This window comes from Arthrobacter sp. JUb115 (assembly GCF_004365035.1).
In the GTDB taxonomy this organism is placed as follows: Bacteria; Actinomycetota; Actinomycetes; order Actinomycetales; family Micrococcaceae; genus Glutamicibacter.
The window spans coordinates 84,838-103,202 of record NZ_SOBS01000008.1 but is presented as its reverse complement, the minus strand read 5'-3'; the positions used below and the strand labels follow the sequence as shown (position 1 = coordinate 103,202).

The window sequence follows — 18,365 nt, the reverse complement described above, 5'->3', positions numbered from 1 at the left end:
TCCTCGCGCTGCCTAGCTGCGGTTCAGGTAGGGAAGGATCGCCTCGTGCAGCTTGCCGTTGGTGGCCAGGGCGTTGCCGCCATGGCAGCCCTCTTCTCCGGCCACCGAGGTGAAGCGGCCCCCGGCTTCGCGTACCACCGGCACCAGGGCGGCCATGTCGTAGAGCTCCAGTTCGGGTTCGAAGGCCGCATCGACCGCGCCTTCGGCCAGCAGCGCGTAGGACAGGAAATCCCCGTAGCCGCGGGTGCGCCACGCGGTATCCAGCAGTTCCAGGAAGCCCTCGAGCTTGCCGGCCTCCTTCCAGCCGTTCAGCGAGGCGTAGGCCAGCGAGGAGTCAGACAGCTCGCTCACCGAGGAGACCTTGATCTGGCGGGTGGCGGTGGTACCGGCGGTGGCACCCGGTTCGGTGACGTACGCGCCCAGGCCGCTCGCGGCATGCCAGCGGCGGGTCATGGCCGGGGCGGAGATGACTCCCAGCACCGGTTCGCCGTCGATCTCCAGCGCGATCAGCGTGGCCCAGACGGGTACGCGGCGCACGAAGTTCTTGGTGCCGTCGATCGGGTCGATGACCCAGCGCCGGGAGCCGGTTCCGTGCACGCCGAATTCTTCGCCGAGCACCGAATCATCGGGGCGGTGGGCGGCCAGCTCGGCCAGGATCAGCTGCTCGGCGCCGCGGTCGGCGTCGGAGACCGGGGTCATGTCCGGCTTGGATTCGACCACCAGGTCGTTGGCGCCGTAGCGGGCCAGGGTGAAGGCGTCGACCTTCCCGGCCAGAGCCAGGGCGAAGTCGAGATCTTGCTGCAGGGTGTATTCAGCCATGGTGTTGCGGGCGCCTAGAGCGCGCCGAGCTCCTTTTCGTGCGTGGTTTCCTCGGTGGTGACCAGCCGGCGGTAGGAGGCCAACCGGTCAGCGGCCTGGGTGCCTTCGGCATTTTCGGCCCAAGCTTCCAGCGCGCAGCCCGCCTCGCCGGCGGCATGGGTGCAACCGCGCGGGCAGCCGGTGGCGATTTCTGCCAGGTCCTCGAAGGCGGCCAGGATATTGTCCCGGTCTACCAGTCCCAGCCCGAAAGAACGGATGCCGGGGGTGTCGATCAGCCAGGATCCAGGGGTGTCGCCCAGGCGCAGTGCCAGGGCGTTGGACGAGGTATGGCGTCCGCGGCCGGTGACCGCGTTGACGTGCCCGGTGGCGCGGGTCGAACCGGTCAGGGCGTTGACCAGGGTGGACTTGCCTACTCCGGAGTGGCCCAGCACTACCGAGACGCAGCCGGAGAGGATCTCTTCGAGTTCGGCCAGCGCGCCGGCATCCAGCCGGGCGCTGGAACCGTCGGCGCCGCGCGCGTCCACGCCGGAGGCGTCGGCAGTGGTGGTGCGGGAGATGACCACGGGGAACTCCAGTCCCTCGTAGTGCTTGAGGAAGTCGGCCGGATCCTTCACATCCGCCTTGGTCACGCACAGCACCGGCTGGATGCCGGCGTCGAAGGCGGCGACCAGCGCGCGGTCCACGAAGCCGGTGCGCGGCTCGGGATTGGCGGCGGCCACGACGATGACCAGCTTGTCGACATTGGCGACGACCACGCGCTCGGTGGCGTCGGTGTCGTCGGCGCTGCGGCGCAGCAGCGTGGTGCGCTCTTCGATGCGGATCAGCCGGGCCAGGGTATCGGGCTTTCCGGAGGTGTCGCCCACCAGTCCCACCAGGTCCCCGGGCACGATCGCCTGGCGGCGCAGCTCGCGGGCCCGGGCGGCGATGACGATGCGCTCCGTGGCGGTGTCCTCATCCAGGATTGCGGTGTAGCGGCCGCGGTCCACGGTGATGATGCGGCCGATGACCGCCTGTTCGTAGGCCGGGCGGTCCTTGGTGCGCGGACGGCTGCCCTTCTTGTTGGGGCGGACGCGGACCGAGGATTCGTCGTAGTCGGAGTAGCGCATTAGCCCTGGCCCTTTGCGGTAGCCGCCATGCGGGACCATAGCTGCGGGAAATCCGGCATGGTCTTGGCGGTGGTGGCGATGTTTTCCACGCGCACCCCGTCGATGGCCAGGCCCAGCAGGGCACCGGCGGTCGCCATGCGATGGTCCTCGTAGGAATCGATATCCGCTGCCTGCAGGGCTCCGGGAACGATTTCCAGCGCGTCCGCGGTGGCGGTGATTCTGGCGCCCACCTTGGACAATTCGGTTTCCAGCGCGGCCAGCCGATCGGTTTCATGGCCGCGCAGGTGCCCGATGCCGGTCAGCTTGCTCGGCGAATCGGCCAGCACGCACAGTGCTGCCAGGGTAGGGGCCAGCTCGGAGGCATCGGCGTAGTCGATGCCGCGGATGACTCCGGTTCCGCGCACGGTGAGCACGCCGTCGCCGCCGTGGCTGACTTCCGCTCCCATCGCGGCCAGTATTTCTACCCACTTGCCGCCGACCTGGGTGGTCCTGGCAGGCCAGAAGGGCACGCTCACGGTGCCATGGCTCGCCAGCGCGGCCGCCAGGAACGGTCCGGCGTTGGACAGGTCCGGTTCCACGGTGACGGTGAAGCCCGCCAGCTGGCCCGGGGCGATGCTCCAGCCGCGCGCGTCGGCATCGACGCTTACCTCTACGCCCAAATCGCGCAGGGTCTGGACGGTCATCGCGATGTGGTCCGGGGAAGCGATAGGCCCCGGCGCCGCGCGCAGCTTCAGCCCGCCGGGCAGTGCCTGGCCAACCAGCAGCAGCGCGGAGATGAACTGGGAGCTGCCCGACGCGTCGATGACCACTTCGGCATCCTGCTTCAGCTCGCTGGCATCAATGGTGAAGGGCAGCATGCCGGTGCTCCCGGCGTAGTCGATGCGGGCGCCCAAGGCTGCCAGCGCGTCCAGTACCGGGGCCATGGGCCGCACGCGGGCCGCGGCGTCGCCGTCGAAGGCCACCTTGGCGCCGGCGACGGCAGCCAATGGGGGAACGAAGCGCATCACCGTGCCCGCCAAGCCGCAGTCGATCGCCAGCGGTCCGGCGGCCAGCTGGCCCGGGGTGATGTCCACGGTGGTGGAGCCGTCGGCCTGCTCGGTGCGCTTGATCCCGACCCCGAATCCGGCCAGGGCGCTGAGCATCAGCTCGGTGTCGCGGCTGATCAGCGTGTTGTGGATCGTGGATGGCGAGGAGGCCAGGGCCGCAAGGATCAGATACCGGTTGGTCAGCGACTTCGAAGCTGGCACCGGGACGGTTGCATCCAGTCCGGCGGCGGCATAGGGCGCTGCCCACCAGTTCTTTTCTGCGTCGTGCAGCTGATCGAGGGGGCTCCCGGGGGCGCTTGCAGTGCTGATTGGTAGATCCTTAGGCTCGAGGCTTCAATTCGGGGCCGCTGGCAGTACCGCAAGTACTGTGCGCCCGCTGCCTAATTCTAGCCGAGATCGGTGCGGGAATAAGGCTTTAGCTCCGCTGGTTATACCTACTGTGACGATACGACAGGACACTTCAAACGCCGGCGGCACCGCTTGCGCCGTCGCCGAGCAACCGCGGCCGGCCCGGGCCCGCGCTGGCACGCGCATAAAGCCGTTCGAACGCGTAGACTCGGCAGTGATGAACAACAAGAGTGTGGACGAGAATTTGCCCGATGTGGCCTCCGAGTCCGAGCAGCAGCGCCGCGAACGCTTCGAGCGTGACGCGATGCAGTACGTGGACCAGCTCTATTCGGCTGCCCTGCGCATGGCGCGCAACCCGTCGGATGCCGAGGATTTGGTGCAGGAGGCCTACACCAAGGCCTATTCCGCCTTCCACCAGTACAAGCCGGGCACCAACCTGAAGGCCTGGCTGTACCGCATCCTGACCAACACGTACATCAATTTGTACCGCAAGCGCCAACGCGAGCCGCTGCGCACTTCCACCGATACGGTCGAGGATTGGCAGATGGCCCAGGCCATGGAGCATTCGCCGACCGGCTTGCGCTCGGCCGAGGCCGAGGCGCTGGACCACCTTCCGGATTCGGATGTGAAAGCCGCGCTGCAGTCGATCGGCGAGGATTTCCGCATGGCCGTCTACTTCGTGGATGTCGAGGGCTTCAGCTACAAGGAAGCCAGCGAGATCCTGGGCGTGCCGATCGGCACCGTGATGTCCCGGTTGCATCGCGGACGCAAGAACTTGAGGGAACTGCTGGCCGATTACGCAGCAGATCGTGGGATCGCCACCGGCACCCAGAGCAAGAGTGCCGCCAAGGCTGACCGAGGAGCGAAATAAGATGGATTGCAATTCAATGGGTGATTGCGCCGATGACCGCATCGTCCGCATCTACGAGTACCTCGACGGAGCGCTGACGCTCGATGACCTCAAGGAGGTCAAGTCCCATCTGGATGGCTGCCCGGAATGCACCGAGCAGTACGATCTGGAGTGCATCATCCGCTCGGTGGTGCGCCGCAGCTGCCAGGAGCATGCCCCGCAGACCTTGAAGGCCAGCATCATCGCGCGGATCTCGCAGATCCGCGTGGAATCAGGCCACTAGCACGGCAAAGAGAAACCCCGTATCTTCCGAGTTGATCTCGAAGGGTACGGGGTTCTTTTTTGTTCGCTTCGCTTAGCTGTTTGGGCGCTTGCCGTGGTTGGCACCGCCACGCTTGCGATCGCGACGCTTACGAGCGCGCTTCGACATGGTGACTCCTTAGAGGGAACAATATTGCTTCCCGAAAATTCGGGCCGGCTCATAGTCTTTCACACTTCCGGCCCATTTTCCTAACGGACCGGCGGTCCCTAGCCCTCGCCTGGCTCAGGCAACTCCAGCCAGGAATACCAGCCGCGGTGCAGCACCAGCCAGGCCATCAGCCCGTAGCCTGCCTGGCCGGGCACCCCGCCGGAAGCGTTCAGATCGGCACGCCACTGGGCATGGGAACGCAGGGGCGTGAAGGTATCGACGTAGTGGTGGTTGCGGCGCAGCGCCACATCCGAGTAGACGCGGTTCAGTTCTGCCACGCGCTGGTTGCGCGCATCATCCAGGCCCGGGGCCGGGCCGACCAGCAAGGCCTTGATGTTCATCTGCGAGGCCGAATCCAGGATGTTGGCCAGGTTCAGCCGGCTGCGCGCGGTGGTGACATCCAGATCGACGTCGCGGTCCGAGAGCGCGATGACCAGGCGGTTTTCGTATTGGTCGCTGAATCGGCGGGAAGCTTCCCCCAGCCAGCGTTCGGCCAGCGCTTCGGATCCCTCGGCCGGGGAAGCCAAGACGAAGGACTGCAGGCGCAGGGCCGGATCCTGGGTGCGGGCCACGACGCGGCCGAACCAGCCCAGGCCCCGCGGGTCGCCATGTCCGGCCAGTAGCTCATCTCCGATTGCGGTAATTCGGATTGTGCGTAACTCCAACTGGGCGACCTTTCGTTGGCTCAAAAATGATGAATCGCTCCCCACCTTAGCAGTCGGAACGCTGGCATCGGGGGAGGCGGTCATTGGTTAAACCCCACAATTCCCTGCGAAAAACCAGCGCCGGGGTTAAAGCGCTGTTGCCGGCGAACCTCCGAGGTGGAACCCCCGGATAATTCGCCGGCAACAGTTGGCCAGCAGCGTTCAGGCGATGCGGTCTAGCGGGCGAAGGCCTGCTGGATCAGCACTGCGTTTTCTGCGTCGTGGCGCTTTGCATTGCCAGCGGAGGTCGCAGCCGATGCCGGGCGGGAGATCAAGGTGATCTTCTGCTCCAGTGCCGGTGCAACGTACAAGCCGAAGAACGGCCATGGACCCTGGTTCGCAGGCTCGTCCTGGACCCAAGCCACCTCGGCGTTCGGGTACTTGGCCAGTTCGGCAGCGATCTGCTCGGCCGGAGCCGGGTAGAGCTGCTCGACGCGTACCAGCGCGGTCTTGGTGTCGTTCGCCTTGGTGCGAGCGGCCAGCAGATCGTAGTAGACGCGGCCCGAGCACAGCAGCACCTTGTCCACGGCGTTCGCATCGGTGATCGACGCATCGCCGATGACCTCGCGGAAGCTTCCGGTGGTGAAGTCCTCTACCGAGCTGGCCGCGGCCTTCAGGCGAAGCAGCTGCTTCGGGGTGAAGACGATCAGCGGCTTGCGCGGACGGGCGTAGGCCTGGCGGCGCAGCAGGTGGAAGTGGTTTGCACCGGTGGAAGGCTGGGCAACGACCATGTTGTTCTCGGCGCACAGCTGCAAGAAGCGCTCGATGCGGGCCGAGGAGTGGTCCGGGCCCTGGCCTTCGTAGCCGTGCGGCAGCAGCATGACCAGCGAGGAGGACTGCGACCACTTCTGCTCTGCGGAGGAGATGAACTCGTCGATCACGGTCTGCGCGCCATTGACGAAGTCGCCGAACTGCGCTTCCCACATGACCAGTGCATCCGGGCGTTCTACCGAGTAGCCGTACTCGAAGCCGAGCGCGGCGTATTCGGAGAGCAGGGAGTCGTAGATCCACAGCGGTGCCTGGTCTTCGGCCAGGTGGTGCAGCGGGTACCACTCGGTGTCGTTCTCGCGGTCGTGGAAGACTGCGTGGCGCTGCACGAAGGTGCCGCGGCGCGAGTCCTGGCCTGCCAGGCGGACCGGCACGCCTTCCATGGTCAAGGTGCCCAGGGCTGCCAGTTCTGCGAAGCCCCAGTCGATGCCGCCTTCGCGGGACATCTTCTCGCGGCGCTCGAGCAGCGACTTCAGCTTGGTGTGCATGGTGAAGCCGGCCGGGATATCCAGGTGGGCGGCACCAATCTTCGCCAGCGTCTGGGCGGTGATGGCCGAGCCGCGTGCGCCGTCGACGGTGTTCTCGTCGGCAGCCTGGGCGAATGGCTTCTCCAGGTCGTTGATGGTCGAGCCCGGGGTGATGATCGGGATCGGCGAAGTCTGGGCCGCATGCGTCTCGGCGAAGATGCGCTCCAGGTTCTCCTTGTACTCGGCCAGCACGTTCTCGGCTTCTTCCTGCGTGATGTCGCCGCGGCCCACCAGGGCCTCGGTGTACAGCTTGCGGGTCGAGCGCTTGGCTTCGATCAGGTTGTACATGATCGGCTGGGTCATCGAAGGGTCATCGCCCTCGTTGTGGCCGCGGCGGCGGTAGCACACCAGGTCGATGACGACGTCCTTGCCGAACTTCTGGCGGTACTCGAAGGCCAGCTGGCCCACGTGCACCACTGCCTCCGGGTCATCCCCGTTGACGTGGAAGATCGGAGCCTGCACGGTGCGTGCAACGTCGGTTGCGTACACCGAGGAGCGCGAGGAGCTCGGCGCGGTGGTGAAGCCGATCTGGTTGTTCACGATCACGTGGACGGTGCCGCCGGTCTTGTAGCCGGGCAGCTGGCTCATGGCCAGTACCTCGGAGACCACGCCCTGGCCGGCGAATGCCGCATCGCCGTGGACCAGGATCGGCAGCACGGTGTTCTTCTGGTTCAGGCGGTCCAGCTTGGCGCGGGTGATGCCCTCAAGCACTGGATCGACTGCTTCCAGGTGCGATGGGTTGGCAGCCAGGTAGATCTTGGTCTGGTTGCCCGCATCCGAGGTGTACGAACCCTCGGTGCCCAGGTGGTACTTCACATCGCCCGAACCCTGGACCGAGCCCGGGGTTGCGGTGCCTTCGAATTCGCGGAAGACCTGTGCGTAGGTCTTGCCGGCGATGTTGGTCAGCACGTTCAGGCGGCCGCGGTGGGCCATGCCGATCGCGACCTCGTCCAGCTGCTCGTCGGCTGCGTCGGAGATGATCGCATCCAGCAGTGGAATCAGCGATTCGCCGCCTTCCAGCGAGAAGCGCTTCTGGCCAACGAACTTGGTCTGCAGGAAGGTCTCGAAAGCCTCGGCGGAGTTCAGCTTCGACAGGATGCGCAGCTGCTCTTCGCGGCTTGGCTTGGCGTAGCCGGACTCCAGCTTGGCCTGGAACCATTCGCGCTCTTCGGGGTTCTGCAGGTGCATGTACTCGGTGCCGATGGTGCGGCAGTAGGCATCGCGCAGCACGCCGAGGATGTCGCGCAGCAGGCCGCGGTCCTTGCCGCCCAGGCCGCCGGCCAGCCATTCGCGGTCCAGATCCCACAGGGTCAGGCCGTAGGAATTGATGTCCAGGTCCGGGTGCTTGCGCTGGACGTACTCCAGCGGGTTGGTATCGGCCATCAGGTGGCCGCGCACGCGGTAGGAGTTGATCAGGTGCTGGATGCGGGCAACCTTGTTGACCTGCAGGTCGATGTCGACCTGGTTGTCAACGGCCCAGCGAACCGGCTCGTAAGGGATGCGCAGCTGCTCGAAGATCTCGTCGTAGAAACCCTGCTCGCCCAGCAGTAGCGACTCGACCAGCTTCAGGAATTCGCCCGAACCTGCACCCTGGATAACGCGGTGGTCGTAGGTGGAGGTCAGGGTGATGTGCTTGCCGATACCCAGGGCGGCCACGGTCTTCTCCGAGGAGCCGCGGTACTCTGCCGGGTATTCCAGTGCGCCAACGCCGATGATCGCGGCCTGGCCCTTGGACAGGCGTGGAACCGAGTGAACGGTGCCGATGCCGCCTGGGTTGGTCAGCGAAACGGTGGTGCCTGCGTAGTCGTCAGCGGTCAGCTTGTTGCCGCGGGCGCGCTTGATCAGGTCTTCGTAGGTGGCCCAGAACTCGTTGAAGCTCAGGGTCTCGGCAGCCTTGATGTTCGGCACGGCCAGCATGCGGGTGCCATCCGGCTTCGGCATGTCGATCGCGATGCCGAAGTTCACGTGGGCTGGCTGGATCGCAGTTGGCTTCTTGTCGATCACGTCGTAGGTGACGTTCATCGACGGGATCTGCTTCAGCGCACGGATCACGGCGAAGCCGATCAGGTGGGTGAAGGAGATCTTGCCGCCGCGAGCGCGCTTGAGGTGGTTGTTGATGACAATGCGGTTGTCGATCATCACCTTCGCCGGTACGGCACGCACGGTGGTGGCCGTAGGCACGGTGAGGGAGGCATCCATGTTGGTTGCGATGGCCTTCATTGGTCCACGCAGCGGGGTGCGCTTTTCCTCACCGAAAAGTTCGGTGGACGGCGTAGCCTTCGGAGCCTGTGCCGGGATCGGCGCAGTCTTCGGTGCTGGCTCGGCCTTCTTGGCTTCAGCGGCCGGAGCTGGTGCTGCCTTGGCAGCCGGTGCTGGTTCGGAGGCACGGGCCTGGGCTGCGGCGCGTGGCGCGCCCTGCCCGTTGGCTGCAGATGCTGCGGCAGGTGCTGCCGCTGCTGGCGCCGGCTGCGCTGCCGGTGCTGCTGGTGCCTTCTTTTCGGCGGCGAGAGATTCGAAAATATCCCACCATTTCTTATCTACCGAGTTCTTGTCGACGAGATACTGTTCGAACAGCTCGTCTACTAGCCACTCGTTTCCACCAAACTCTTCAGTAAGTCGGTGGTGTGCTTGCTCTGGCACGTGCAACGCCTCTTCCCTGATTTCTACGTTGTTCTAGCTTGAGCCGGTGGTCTTTCGAGGACGTGATACGACCACTGCGGCCCACAAGATTTCTAGACCTGCGCACCAGTCTAGTGACTTTTCCGCCCACTTGGCCACGGCACGTATGTAATGTCACGAAAGTGTTGCGCCTAACATGCCGTTCAGCGTATCCAAAGCACCGCTGGGCGAGCATGTGTCGAAGTGGTGCGCAATGGCCCTTCGTTCGATAGACTAATTCGCACTATGGAATCCCACTCTCCAAGCCGGTGTGCCGCCCAAGGGCGCAGTGCCGGCCACAACAGTCCATGTTCAGGAAGTTCCGCCTCCCTTTTGGAGCCTTCTAGTTGCCGCCCTGTCGGCACTGGAACTGAACTTCGCATGCCAGTGAATAGGCGGCGGTAAACGCCTATGGAATGGCTCTCAATACTTTTCGGCCTGCTGCTGATTCTCGGCACCGGCTTCTTCGTGGCCGTGGAATTCTCCCTGGTCGCCCTGGATAAAAGCACCGTGCAGCGTGCCGTAAATGACGGCGAGCGTGGCGCTAAGCCGCTGCTGCAGTGCCTCACCTCCCTCTCTACCCAGCTGTCCAGCTGCCAGCTGGGCATTACGCTGACCACGCTGCTGACCGGCTACGTGCTTGAACCCGCAATGAGCGCGCTGCTCGAGCCGTTGATGGAACAATTCGGCATTCCGGCCGCAAGCTCGCTGGCCATTGCCGTGGTGATCTCGATGGTCGTTGCCACCTTGCTTTCGATGCTGATCGGCGAACTGGTCCCGAAGAACATGGCAATTGCCCAGGCGATGAAGGTTGGCAAGCTGCTGGCCCGCCCGCAGCTGGTTTTCACCGCCATCTTCAAGCCGGCCATCATCGTGCTCAACGGCTTCTCGAATGCGGTACTGCGCAAGTTCTTCGGACTCGAAGCCAAGGAAGAAATCTCCGCGGCCCGCTCCTCGCAGGAACTGGCATCGCTGGTCCGCCGTTCGGCTCAGCTGGGCACCTTGGATGTGCAGACCGCTCGCTTCGTGGAATCCACCATTGAATTCTCCGAGCGCACCGCCGCCGACGTGATGACCCCGCGAACCTCGATGTCCACCATTGATTCCGAGGCGGCACTTTCCGAGCTGATCGAGGTCAGCGCGGACACCGGATTCTCGCGTTTCCCGGTCACCACCGGCTCCACCGATGAAATCCAAGGCATCTGCCACGTCAAGGCAATTGTCTCGGTGCCCCGCGAACGCCGCGCAGCGCTGCAGGTCGGCGAGTTCGCCCGCGACGCGCTGTACGTTCCGGAAACCATTCACCTGGATGTGCTGCTTGAGCAGTTGCGCGCCGCCGAGTTCCAGGTCGCGATCGTGATGGACGAATACGGTGGAACCGCTGGACTGGTGACCCTTGAAGACCTGGTCGAAGAAATCGTCGGCGAAGTTTCCGATGAGCACGACGAGGACGAGGAGGAAGCAGTCACCCAGCCCGACGGCAACTGGCTGTTCCCGGGCATGTACCGCCCGGACCAGATCAACGAGAACTTCGATACGGACGTCATCCCGGAAGAGTCGACCTACGAAACCATCGGCGGCTTCATGCTCGCCGAATTGGGCCGCTTGGCTGACCTCAATGACCGCGTCGCCACCGAGCATGGCACCTTCACGGTGACCGAGCTCGATGGCCGCCGCATCTCGCAGGTTCGTTTCGAACCAGCAGTGCAGGAGGATGGCAATGAATGACTTCATGGGCCTGGTCTGGCTGATTGTGCTGCTGGCTGGCAATGCCTTCTTCGTTGCCGGCGAATTCGCGGTGATGAGTGCGCGTCGTTCGCAGATTGAACCCTTGGCCGACGAGGGCAATAAGCGGGCAAAGATCGCGCTGTACGCCATGGAGCATGTTTCGATCATGCTCGCGGTGTGCCAGTTGGGCATTACCGTTTGCTCGCTGCTGATCCTGAATATTTCGGAGCCGGCGATCCACCACCTGCTGGCCGAACCGCTGACCATGATCGGCATGGCCGAATCAGCTGCGGACACCGTAGCGTTCCTGATTGCCTTGATCCTGGTGACCTTCCTGCACGTGACCTTCGGCGAAATGGTGCCGAAGAACATTTCGGTTTCCGTTGCGGACAAGGCCGTGCTGCTGCTGGCCATGCCACTGGTCGGCCTGTCCAAGGTGCTCAAGCCGATTACGGCGTCGCTCAATGGCGTGGCGAACCTGGTGCTGCATGCCTTCGGTATCGAACCGAAGGACGAGGTGGCCAGCTCGTATACCGCCGCTGAAGTCCGATCGATCATCGATGCTTCATCCGAGGAAGGCGCACTGGATGAGGACGATGCCGCACGCTTGACCAAAGCGCTGGAATTCTCCTCGGTTACCGCGCGCAGCTGCATGGTTCCGCTGGATGACCTGTTCACCTTGGAATACGGGCAGACGACCGCGCGCGCTTTCGAGAAGAAGGTCGGCAAGACCGGATTCTCGCGCATGGTGATCACCAAGAACGAGGTTCCGGTGGGCTACTGGCATGTGAAGGACGTGATGCTCATCGATGATGCCCACTCCACGCAGCCACTGCTTGATTTGCCATTGCACCCGCTGGGCCGGTTGGAGCAGGACACCGAAATCGAGGCCGCCCTGGAAGCGATGCGGCAGGAAGGCAACCACCTTTCGGCGGTTGTCGACGAGTCGGGGGCAACGCTCGGCGTGCTCTTCCTGGAGGACGTGATCGAGGTGCTGGTCGGTGAAATCACCGATACCACGCGAAAACGCGTCAACCCGCCTCGCAGCGAAAAACGGGCAAATTAGCTCAAGCTCACCCCTGAGTGCATATTGCGAATGACTCGCAACTGATACGATTGACTGCGGCACCCATTGCGGGTGCCGCAGTTTTTCGTTGCCGGCCCATCCTCAGCCAGCGCAATCCAGAAAGCAGTCAATGACAGAGACCCCCATCGTCAGGTTTGAAGACGCGCGCCTTGCCTATGGCTCCCGCGTGCTCTGGGATGAACTCAACCTATCCATTGCGGCGGGGGAGTTCCTTGCAGTTCTAGGGCCCAACGGCTCGGGCAAGACCAGCTTCATCAACACGATGCTCGGCACCACCGCGCTCAATCGAGGCAGGGTCTCGATCGCCGGGGAGGCCGTGCGCCGGGGGTCGGCTGCCGTGGGGTTGATCCCGCAGCAGCGCCCCTTCGGGGACAACGTTCCCCTGCGCGCTCGCGACCTGGTCGCACTGGGACTGGATGGAACCCGGCCCGGGATTCGCGTGGCCCGCAGGGCCGTGCGCAACAAGGTCGACGAACTGCTGGAACTGGTCGGCGCTACCGCCTACGCCAACCGTGCGGTGTCCGACCTTTCCGGAGGCGAGCAGCAGCGCCTGCGCGCAGCGCAGGCTTTGGCCAGCGATCCCCGGGTCCTGCTATGCGACGAGCCGCTGCTCTCCCTGGACCTCAATCACCAGCAGGCGATCAGCGAAGTGATTCACCGCCAGGCCGCAGAGCGCGGCAGCGCGGTAGTCTTCGTGACGCACGAGATCAACCCGATCCTGCCCTATGTCGACCGCGTCTTGTACCTGGCCGAAGGTCGCTTCCATCTGGGCAGCGTGGATGAAGTCATGCAGTCTGCGGTGCTCACCGAACTTTACGGTGCTCCGGTCGAGGTGCTGCGGGTCAATGGCCGCATCGTGGTGGTCTCGGGCGATGGCAATCGGGCATTGCCGGCCGATGGGCACGACCACGTTGAAGAAATCGATCTAGAGACCGGAAAGTAGGAGCAGGACATGGACTTTTCGGATCTCATCGAGAAGGCGTTCAACTTCCAGGATTACGGACTGCTGCTTCCGCTGGTGACCAATTCCCTGATTGCCGGTGCAGTCCTGGGCGTGGTTGGCGGTCTGATCGGCATCTTCATCATGATGCGGGACATGGCTTTCGCCGTGCACGGCATCGCTGAGCTGTCCTTTGCGGGGGCGGCCTTCGCCTTGCTCATCGGCGCCGACGTGGTGACTGGCTCGGTGTTCGGGTCCATGATCGCGGCGCTGATCCTTGGCATTCTCGGAACCCGGGCGCGGGATCGAAATTCCATCACCGGCGTGCTGATGCCTTTCGGCCTTGGCCTGGGCATCTTGTTCCTGTCGCTGTATGAAGGGCGAAGCGCCAATAAGTTTGGCCTGCTGACCGGCCAGATCGTGGCCGTGGATGACGTGCAATTGACAGGAATGCTGGTCCTTTCGGCGGTGGTAGTGATCGCGCTGCTGGTTATTTGGCGTCCGCTGACCTTCGCTTCGGTGGACCCGGTGGTTGCCAATGCCCGGGGCGTGCGCACTGCTGGCCTGTCCATCGTCTTCATGATGATCCTGGCGCTGGCTGTAGCGGTGACGATTCAAGTGGTCGGTGCCTTGCTGGTGCTGGCGCTGCTGATCACGCCCGCCGCAGCCGCCATGCGCGTGAGCTCCAATCCGGTCATCACCGTCGTGCTCTCCATCGTGTTCGCGGAACTGGCTGTCGTGGGCGGCATCCTTCTTGCCCTGGCTGGTTCCTTGCCGATCAGTCCATATGTGACCACGATTTCGTTCGTGATCTATGTGGTCTGCCGCGGAATCGAAGCGGTGCGTTCCCCTCGCCGCCACCAAGTCTAGGAGCTGCATTCGGCCAGCGCGCCCCCGCTGGTTCCGGGCCCGGTTGACTAGCAAGCAGCCGAACCTCCAAGCTGGAGCATGAGCAAAATTCCAGCCAGTGAGATCTGGCCATTGGTGCATGCCGAACGCCTGGCCCTGATCGACGATCTGGGAACTTTGGATCCGGATCAGTGGGAAGTTCCCTCCCTGTGCGATGGGTGGAGCGTCCATGACGTGGCTGCTCATTTGGCAGATAACGCGCGTGCGACTTTCTTCCGCCTGCTTGCCGGGATGGCCAAGGCCGGATTCAGCTTGGACCGCCAGAACGACAATGGCGTGGCCGCCGAGAAGGCCGCGACTCCCGATGGGACATTGCGCAGGCTCGTCGAGGTCGCGGCTTTGCGGGCCACTCCACCGGTTCCGCTTGCCAGCAGGTTGGTGGAGGAAATCGCCCATGGGGAAGACATCCGTCGTGCCGTGGGCCTGAAACGGGCCTATCCTGCAGAATCCCTGGAGCCAGCAATCAAATACCAGGCAGCGACCCCGCAGGGTGTCGGGGGTGCCAAGGAATTAGCGAGCAGGGTCCAGCTGTGCAGCGAAGACGAAGACTTCCGGCTGGGCATCGGCCCGCAGATCGCAGGACCGCGCCTTGAACTGCTGATGCTGGTTTCAGGCCGAGGCAAGCACGCTGTGGGCCTGACGGGTCCGGGGCTGGCCCTCGTGCGGTAAATTGCAGAATAGGGAGGGGCCGCGCGGCAGAACGCGCGCCGCTGCCTAGGTTTCAGTAGTTCCTGGTCCGTCGGGCCTGGTGAGCCGTTCCTTGAAATCAGCGAACCATTTCGAGTCGCGCATTAGTTGCGGGAATGGCTTGTGCATGAATCCAGTTGCCGGTGGCGCAGTGGATCGATAGGACATCGCCGAGCCCGGACAGATCATCATCGAGTGCCGATCGCGGAAAGCGGTGTACTCGTACCAGCCGTCGGCCTGCTTTGCCTTGTTGCAGGTCGCGCAACGGCCCGAGGCATTGGCCACGGTCGTCTTGCCGCCACGTGCATACTGGAGCACGTGGTCTGTTTCTTCGACCAGCCCGTCGCAGAAGGGCGTTCGGCAATGCCGATCGCGAATCCCGATGAACCTCTTGAGCTTATCCGGGAAGATCCGGGCTTTGGAATCCATCGCGATTAGTTCCTGGTCCCCGGGAGCGGTGTAGAGACGAGTTATCTCCGTCATCACTTCGATCCGCTCAATATTCTCGGGGGCGAGTTCGGCTTCCATTTCCGCGAAGGTCAGCTCGTTGGGAATCTGGTGGCCGCCAATGAGTTCCCGCGCAGTCTGCGCGGGGATGAAGCCGTAGCCTTCCAAGTAGGCCGGTTCGCGATCACCCATGAACAGCGCTCTATCGGTCATGACCAGTCCGAGCTGGACGTTGATCTTCTGCTCATTGTTTTCATCGAAGAACATGTAGCGGGCCAGCAGATCGGCCTGGATCTGGGTGCGGGTGCGGGCATCGCCCTTGCGCTTGATCCTGCATGACTGGTTTCGCAGCGTCATCTGCAATCCGGTTCCGCCAACGATAGGCAGACGGGCCTGGAGGAAGACGCACCCTGCTTCCCGATCGGTGCGGAAGCGAACGTAGCGTTGCTGGTTGGCTTCCTTCAGCTTCTTGTCTTCCCGGTCCGATGCGTACTTGATCGTGAAGCTGGTGACCGTTTCCTTGATGCGCTTGGGGCCCATGGATTCGAACATGTCTGGATTCTGCCCGTAGATCGCATCGAACTCGGTGCGGCGCAATGGCCGGACTTCCTGCAGCGGGGTGAGCATTGCGTTGATCTGCGCTTCGGTGAATTCACCACGGGAGAATGCGGCAGCGATATTCGGGGTGTCCTCGAAGAGGATGCGGCAATTGGCCAGGTAGTTCCTGGAACCGCGTTGAGTCTGCTTGCGGGCGATGGCAACGCGGCTGGCCGCTCCGCGGACCTGGTCATCGATGTTGGTGCCGCGCTCTTCATTCTCGCGCAGGACTTCCTTCTCCAACTGGTGAGCCAGGCCGGCTTGCTGATAGCGCAAGGATGAGACCAGTCCTTCGACGGACTCGATAACCCGGGCGCACGCGGCCTTGCCGCCGTGGTCATGGAACCATGACAGGTCGTTCTGCAGCTGGATCAGGTGGGATTCGAAATCCGGCTGATCTGCTGGGCGGGCTAGGCTGTTTCCTTGCGCCTTTGCTTCGAACATAGTACTAGTATACGCCCATTGCTCGAATATGTCTTCGAATGATTCAGCTGTGGATTACCGAATTCTTGGGGCGCCGAACAGTCCGCTGGACCCAGGTCCAGGCAGCGGAAAGGGCTACGAGGCAGCGGGGGCGCCAGCCTTGGCTTTGGCACGGCAGTCGGCGCAGAGGCCGTAGATTTCCACGGTGTGCTCGGGATCGGAGAAGTCGTGCTCCGCGGCAACCCGAGCGGCCCAGCGCTCGACGGAAGGGGCAAGTACCTCGACGGTTTTGGAGCAAACGCGGCAGACCAGATGATGGTGGTGGACCTCGGTGACGCACTGGCGGAAGCGGGCTTCGCCATCTCCGCTGCGCAGCACATCGACCAGGCCATCGTCGGCCATGGACTGCAGCAGGCGGTACACGGTGGCCAGCGAAACCTTTTTCTCCGAATCCTGCAGCCAACGATGCAGCTGCTGGGCGGTGGCGAAATCATCGACCTCGCCCAGTGCCTCGGTGACGGCCAGGCGCTGCTTGGTGACCCGGGTTTCTGGCTGGGACATCGACGTGCACCATTCCTTGAGTTTGTTGCGGACCGGCGATGAGCCAGCGAACTGGGCCAATCACCTGCGGTTTCCCTCAATTTTAGCCAACTTTGCGTTGCAATGCGTGTCTGGCTCTGGCATGGGCGGGGCGCTGAGCCTACGCTAAGGATATGCGCATCAAACTTAGGGGCCATTCCTGCTTGGAAGCGAGCACGATCGACGGCAAGGTCTTGCTGGATCCGGGCGGATTTTCGCAGCTTGACGACGCGTTCGACGGCATCAATGCCGTGCTGGTCACCCATGAGCATGCTGACCATGCCGACCAGCCGGCCATTGCCGCCGCGCTGGAGGCGAATTCCATCCTGGAGCTCTACGCGCCGGCCGCGCTGGCGCAGGCGATGCGCGACCAGCTGCCGCCAGCGGCCCAATCCCAGGTGGTGACGGTGCGAGCCGGGGCCGACTTCATTGTCGGCGGCATTCGCGTACGGACTTTCGGAGGCACCCACGCCACCATCCACCATTCCATTGCAGTGGTTGCCAACGTGGGCTACCTCCTGGGGGACCGCGCGGTAGGCCAGCTGGAGGTCTTCCACCCGGGCGACAGCTACCAGGTGCCGGTGGGGGCGCAGCCGGATGTGCTGCTGCTGCCGGTGATGGCCCCGTGGGGCAAGATGGCCGAGGCTGCCGACTTCGCGGTGGCCGTGGATGCGAAGTGCTGGATGCCGATCCACGACGGGCTGCTCAACGCCGACGGACTGGGGCTTTTCGATCGCCAGCTCGGCGCGATCGCCCAGCGGGCAGGATGCAGCTATGTGCGCTTGGAACCTGGAATCGAACATCATCTCGACGAGTTGCTGGGAGGCACCAACGAATGAACCCCTTGATAAGCGCCGCGCAGCTTCGCGAAATCCTGGACGCCGGGGGCCAGCCGGTGCTGCTCGATGTGCGGTGGGTCCTGGGCCGCGACGACGGGGCGCAGAGCTACGCTGCCGGGCATATCCCCGGCGCGGTGTTCGCTGACCTGGAAAAAGAGCTTTCCGGTGCGCCGGGCGAGCATACCGGCCGCCACCCGCTGCCTTTGCCGGCGGACTTCGAGCAGGCCGCGCGCGGCTGGGGTATCAACGCCCAGAGCCACGTGGTGGCGTACGACAACTCCGGAGCCCTCGCCGCGGCCCGGGCCTGGTGGCTGCTGCGCCATGCCGGATTCGACCGCGTGCAGGTGCTCGACGGCGGGCTCGGGGCCTGGACGGACGCCGGCGGAGAGCTGGCGCTGGGCTACGAGCAGGCCGCCAAGGGCAGCGTTTCGCTGTCGTGGGGCCGGATGCCGGTGGTGGAGTACGAGGAGCTGGACACCTTGCCCGGCACCCTGATCGACTCGCGGGCCACCGCGCGCTACCTGGGCATCGAGGAGCCCATCGACCCGGTGGCCGGGCATATTCCCGGTGCGCTGAACCGTCCCACCACCGACAACCTCGACGCGCAGATGCGTTTCCGGGCGCCGGAGGTGCTGCATTCCAGCTTCGTGACGCTGGGTGCCCACAGGCCGGGATCGGCCGCCTACTGCGGTTCGGGGATCACCGCGGCGCACCAGGTATTGGCCGCGGCAAGTGCCGGGATCCCGCTGGGGCTCTTCCCCGGCAGCTGGTCCGAATACTGCTCCTACCCGGATGCGCCGGTCGCTACGAGCGACGAGAAGCACCGCCACTAGA

At 64.0% G+C, this 18,365-nt stretch carries 17 protein-coding genes; 9 read left to right on the top strand and 8 right to left on the bottom strand.

Features of this window, described 5'->3' with window-relative positions; all coding sequences use genetic code 11:
- Positions 1–12 precede the first annotated feature (12 nt).
- Genes EDF61_RS14060 through aroA form a run of 3 tightly spaced genes read right to left on the bottom strand, consistent with a single transcriptional unit; the run spans position 13 to position 3,241 of the window.
- Positions 13–819, bottom strand: a complete 807-nt coding sequence (locus tag EDF61_RS14060; RefSeq protein WP_105658376.1) for an inositol monophosphatase family protein — start codon at positions 817–819, stop codon at positions 13–15.
- Positions 820–833: 14 nt separating this feature from the next.
- The gene (gene rsgA, locus EDF61_RS14055; protein ID WP_105658377.1) at positions 834–1,925 is read right to left on the bottom strand and encodes a ribosome small subunit-dependent GTPase A; all 1,092 of its coding nucleotides are present in this window, start codon (positions 1,923–1,925) and stop codon (positions 834–836) included.
- On the bottom strand, positions 1,925–3,241 hold the full coding sequence (gene aroA, locus EDF61_RS14050) for a 3-phosphoshikimate 1-carboxyvinyltransferase (RefSeq protein WP_133834483.1): 1,317 nt from the start codon (positions 3,239–3,241) through the stop codon (positions 1,925–1,927). The genes rsgA and aroA overlap by 1 nt, the downstream gene beginning before the upstream one ends.
- A gap of 295 nt (positions 3,242–3,536) precedes the next feature.
- Here aroA and EDF61_RS14045 point away from each other — a divergent pair, with 295 nt between their 5' ends.
- Both EDF61_RS14045 and rsrA read left to right on the top strand, forming a co-directional pair.
- Entirely contained in the window at positions 3,537–4,190 is a 654-nt protein-coding gene (locus tag EDF61_RS14045; protein WP_166650812.1) for a sigma-70 family RNA polymerase sigma factor, read from the top strand.
- Position 4,191: 1 nt separating this feature from the next.
- Positions 4,192–4,452, top strand: coding sequence for a mycothiol system anti-sigma-R factor (rsrA, locus tag EDF61_RS14040; RefSeq protein ID WP_105658379.1), 261 nt, complete (start codon positions 4,192–4,194; stop codon positions 4,450–4,452).
- A 72-nt stretch (positions 4,453–4,524) separates the two neighbouring features.
- Here rsrA and EDF61_RS19275 read toward each other — a convergent pair whose 3' ends face one another.
- The 3 genes from EDF61_RS19275 to EDF61_RS14030 form a co-directional block, all read right to left on the bottom strand.
- A complete protein-coding gene (locus EDF61_RS19275) occupies positions 4,525–4,599 on the bottom strand; it encodes a 50S ribosomal protein bL37 (RefSeq protein WP_369299107.1) in 75 nt (24 codons plus the stop codon).
- A 98-nt stretch (positions 4,600–4,697) separates the two neighbouring features.
- The gene (locus tag EDF61_RS14035; RefSeq protein WP_105658455.1) at positions 4,698–5,303 is read right to left on the bottom strand and encodes a GDSL-type esterase/lipase family protein; all 606 of its coding nucleotides are present in this window, start codon (positions 5,301–5,303) and stop codon (positions 4,698–4,700) included.
- 215 nt (positions 5,304–5,518) lie between these two features.
- Positions 5,519–9,277 carry a multifunctional oxoglutarate decarboxylase/oxoglutarate dehydrogenase thiamine pyrophosphate-binding subunit/dihydrolipoyllysine-residue succinyltransferase subunit gene (locus EDF61_RS14030; RefSeq protein WP_133834482.1) on the bottom strand — a complete coding sequence of 1,253 codons (3,759 nt, stop codon included), beginning with the start codon at positions 9,275–9,277 and terminating at the stop codon, positions 5,519–5,521.
- A gap of 429 nt (positions 9,278–9,706) precedes the next feature.
- Between EDF61_RS14030 and EDF61_RS14025 the strand changes: the two genes are divergently transcribed.
- The 5 genes from EDF61_RS14025 to EDF61_RS14005 all read left to right on the top strand — a co-directional run bounded on the left by EDF61_RS14025 (position 9,707) and on the right by EDF61_RS14005 (position 14,628).
- A complete protein-coding gene (locus tag EDF61_RS14025; RefSeq protein WP_133834481.1) occupies positions 9,707–11,023 on the top strand; it encodes a hemolysin family protein in 1,317 nt (438 codons plus the stop codon).
- A complete protein-coding gene (locus EDF61_RS14020) occupies positions 11,016–12,089 on the top strand; it encodes a hemolysin family protein (RefSeq protein ID WP_166650811.1) in 1,074 nt (357 codons plus the stop codon). The genes EDF61_RS14025 and EDF61_RS14020 overlap by 8 nt, the downstream gene beginning before the upstream one ends.
- Positions 12,090–12,219: 130 nt before the next feature.
- Complete coding sequence (locus EDF61_RS14015) at positions 12,220–13,053, top strand: metal ABC transporter ATP-binding protein (RefSeq protein WP_105662569.1); 834 nt, start codon at positions 12,220–12,222, stop codon at positions 13,051–13,053.
- 9 nt (positions 13,054–13,062) lie between these two features.
- Positions 13,063–13,920, top strand: coding sequence for a metal ABC transporter permease (locus EDF61_RS14010; RefSeq protein WP_105658383.1), 858 nt, complete (start codon positions 13,063–13,065; stop codon positions 13,918–13,920).
- 78 nt (positions 13,921–13,998) lie between these two features.
- Positions 13,999–14,628 carry a maleylpyruvate isomerase family mycothiol-dependent enzyme gene (locus EDF61_RS14005; RefSeq protein ID WP_133834480.1) on the top strand — a complete coding sequence of 210 codons (630 nt, stop codon included), beginning with the start codon at positions 13,999–14,001 and terminating at the stop codon, positions 14,626–14,628.
- 45 nt (positions 14,629–14,673) lie between these two features.
- Here EDF61_RS14005 and EDF61_RS14000 read toward each other — a convergent pair whose 3' ends face one another.
- Positions 14,674–16,134: an HNH endonuclease gene (locus EDF61_RS14000; protein ID WP_133834479.1), complete on the bottom strand. Its 1,461-nt coding sequence runs from the start codon at positions 16,132–16,134 to the stop codon at positions 14,674–14,676.
- 114 nt (positions 16,135–16,248) lie between these two features.
- Positions 16,249–16,674: a Fur family transcriptional regulator gene (locus tag EDF61_RS13995; protein WP_105658386.1), complete on the bottom strand. Its 426-nt coding sequence runs from the start codon at positions 16,672–16,674 to the stop codon at positions 16,249–16,251.
- 152 nt (positions 16,675–16,826) lie between these two features.
- On the opposite strand from EDF61_RS13995, the gene EDF61_RS13990 reads away from it, so the two are divergent.
- Entirely contained in the window at positions 16,827–17,531 is a 705-nt protein-coding gene (locus EDF61_RS13990) for an MBL fold metallo-hydrolase (RefSeq protein WP_133834478.1), read from the top strand.
- On the top strand, positions 17,528–18,364 hold the full coding sequence (locus EDF61_RS13985; RefSeq protein WP_105658388.1) for a sulfurtransferase: 837 nt from the start codon (positions 17,528–17,530) through the stop codon (positions 18,362–18,364). Before EDF61_RS13990 ends, EDF61_RS13985 begins: the two co-directional genes overlap by 4 nt.
- Position 18,365 lies beyond the last annotated feature (1 nt).

Bases quoted from the DNA above. Each gene is read 5' to 3' on its own strand.
- EDF61_RS14060 (WP_105658376.1), bottom strand. From the start codon at position 819: ATGGCTGAATACACCCTGCAGCAAGATCTCGACTTCGCCCTGGCTCTG.
- rsgA (WP_105658377.1), bottom strand. From the start codon at position 1,925: ATGCGCTACTCCGACTACGACGAATCCTCGGTCCGCGTCCGCCCCAAC.
- EDF61_RS14045 (WP_166650812.1), top strand. From the start codon at position 3,537: ATGAACAACAAGAGTGTGGACGAGAATTTGCCCGATGTGGCCTCCGAG.
- rsrA (WP_105658379.1), top strand. From the start codon at position 4,192: ATGGATTGCAATTCAATGGGTGATTGCGCCGATGACCGCATCGTCCGC.
- EDF61_RS14025 (WP_133834481.1), top strand. From the start codon at position 9,707: ATGGAATGGCTCTCAATACTTTTCGGCCTGCTGCTGATTCTCGGCACC.
- EDF61_RS14020 (WP_166650811.1), top strand. From the start codon at position 11,016: ATGAATGACTTCATGGGCCTGGTCTGGCTGATTGTGCTGCTGGCTGGC.
- EDF61_RS14015 (WP_105662569.1), top strand. From the start codon at position 12,220: ATGACAGAGACCCCCATCGTCAGGTTTGAAGACGCGCGCCTTGCCTAT.
- EDF61_RS14010 (WP_105658383.1), top strand. From the start codon at position 13,063: ATGGACTTTTCGGATCTCATCGAGAAGGCGTTCAACTTCCAGGATTAC.
- EDF61_RS14005 (WP_133834480.1), top strand. From the start codon at position 13,999: ATGAGCAAAATTCCAGCCAGTGAGATCTGGCCATTGGTGCATGCCGAA.
- EDF61_RS14000 (WP_133834479.1), bottom strand. From the start codon at position 16,134: ATGTTCGAAGCAAAGGCGCAAGGAAACAGCCTAGCCCGCCCAGCAGAT.
- EDF61_RS13995 (WP_105658386.1), bottom strand. From the start codon at position 16,674: ATGTCCCAGCCAGAAACCCGGGTCACCAAGCAGCGCCTGGCCGTCACC.
- EDF61_RS13990 (WP_133834478.1), top strand. From the start codon at position 16,827: ATGCGCATCAAACTTAGGGGCCATTCCTGCTTGGAAGCGAGCACGATC.
- EDF61_RS13985 (WP_105658388.1), top strand. From the start codon at position 17,528: ATGAACCCCTTGATAAGCGCCGCGCAGCTTCGCGAAATCCTGGACGCC.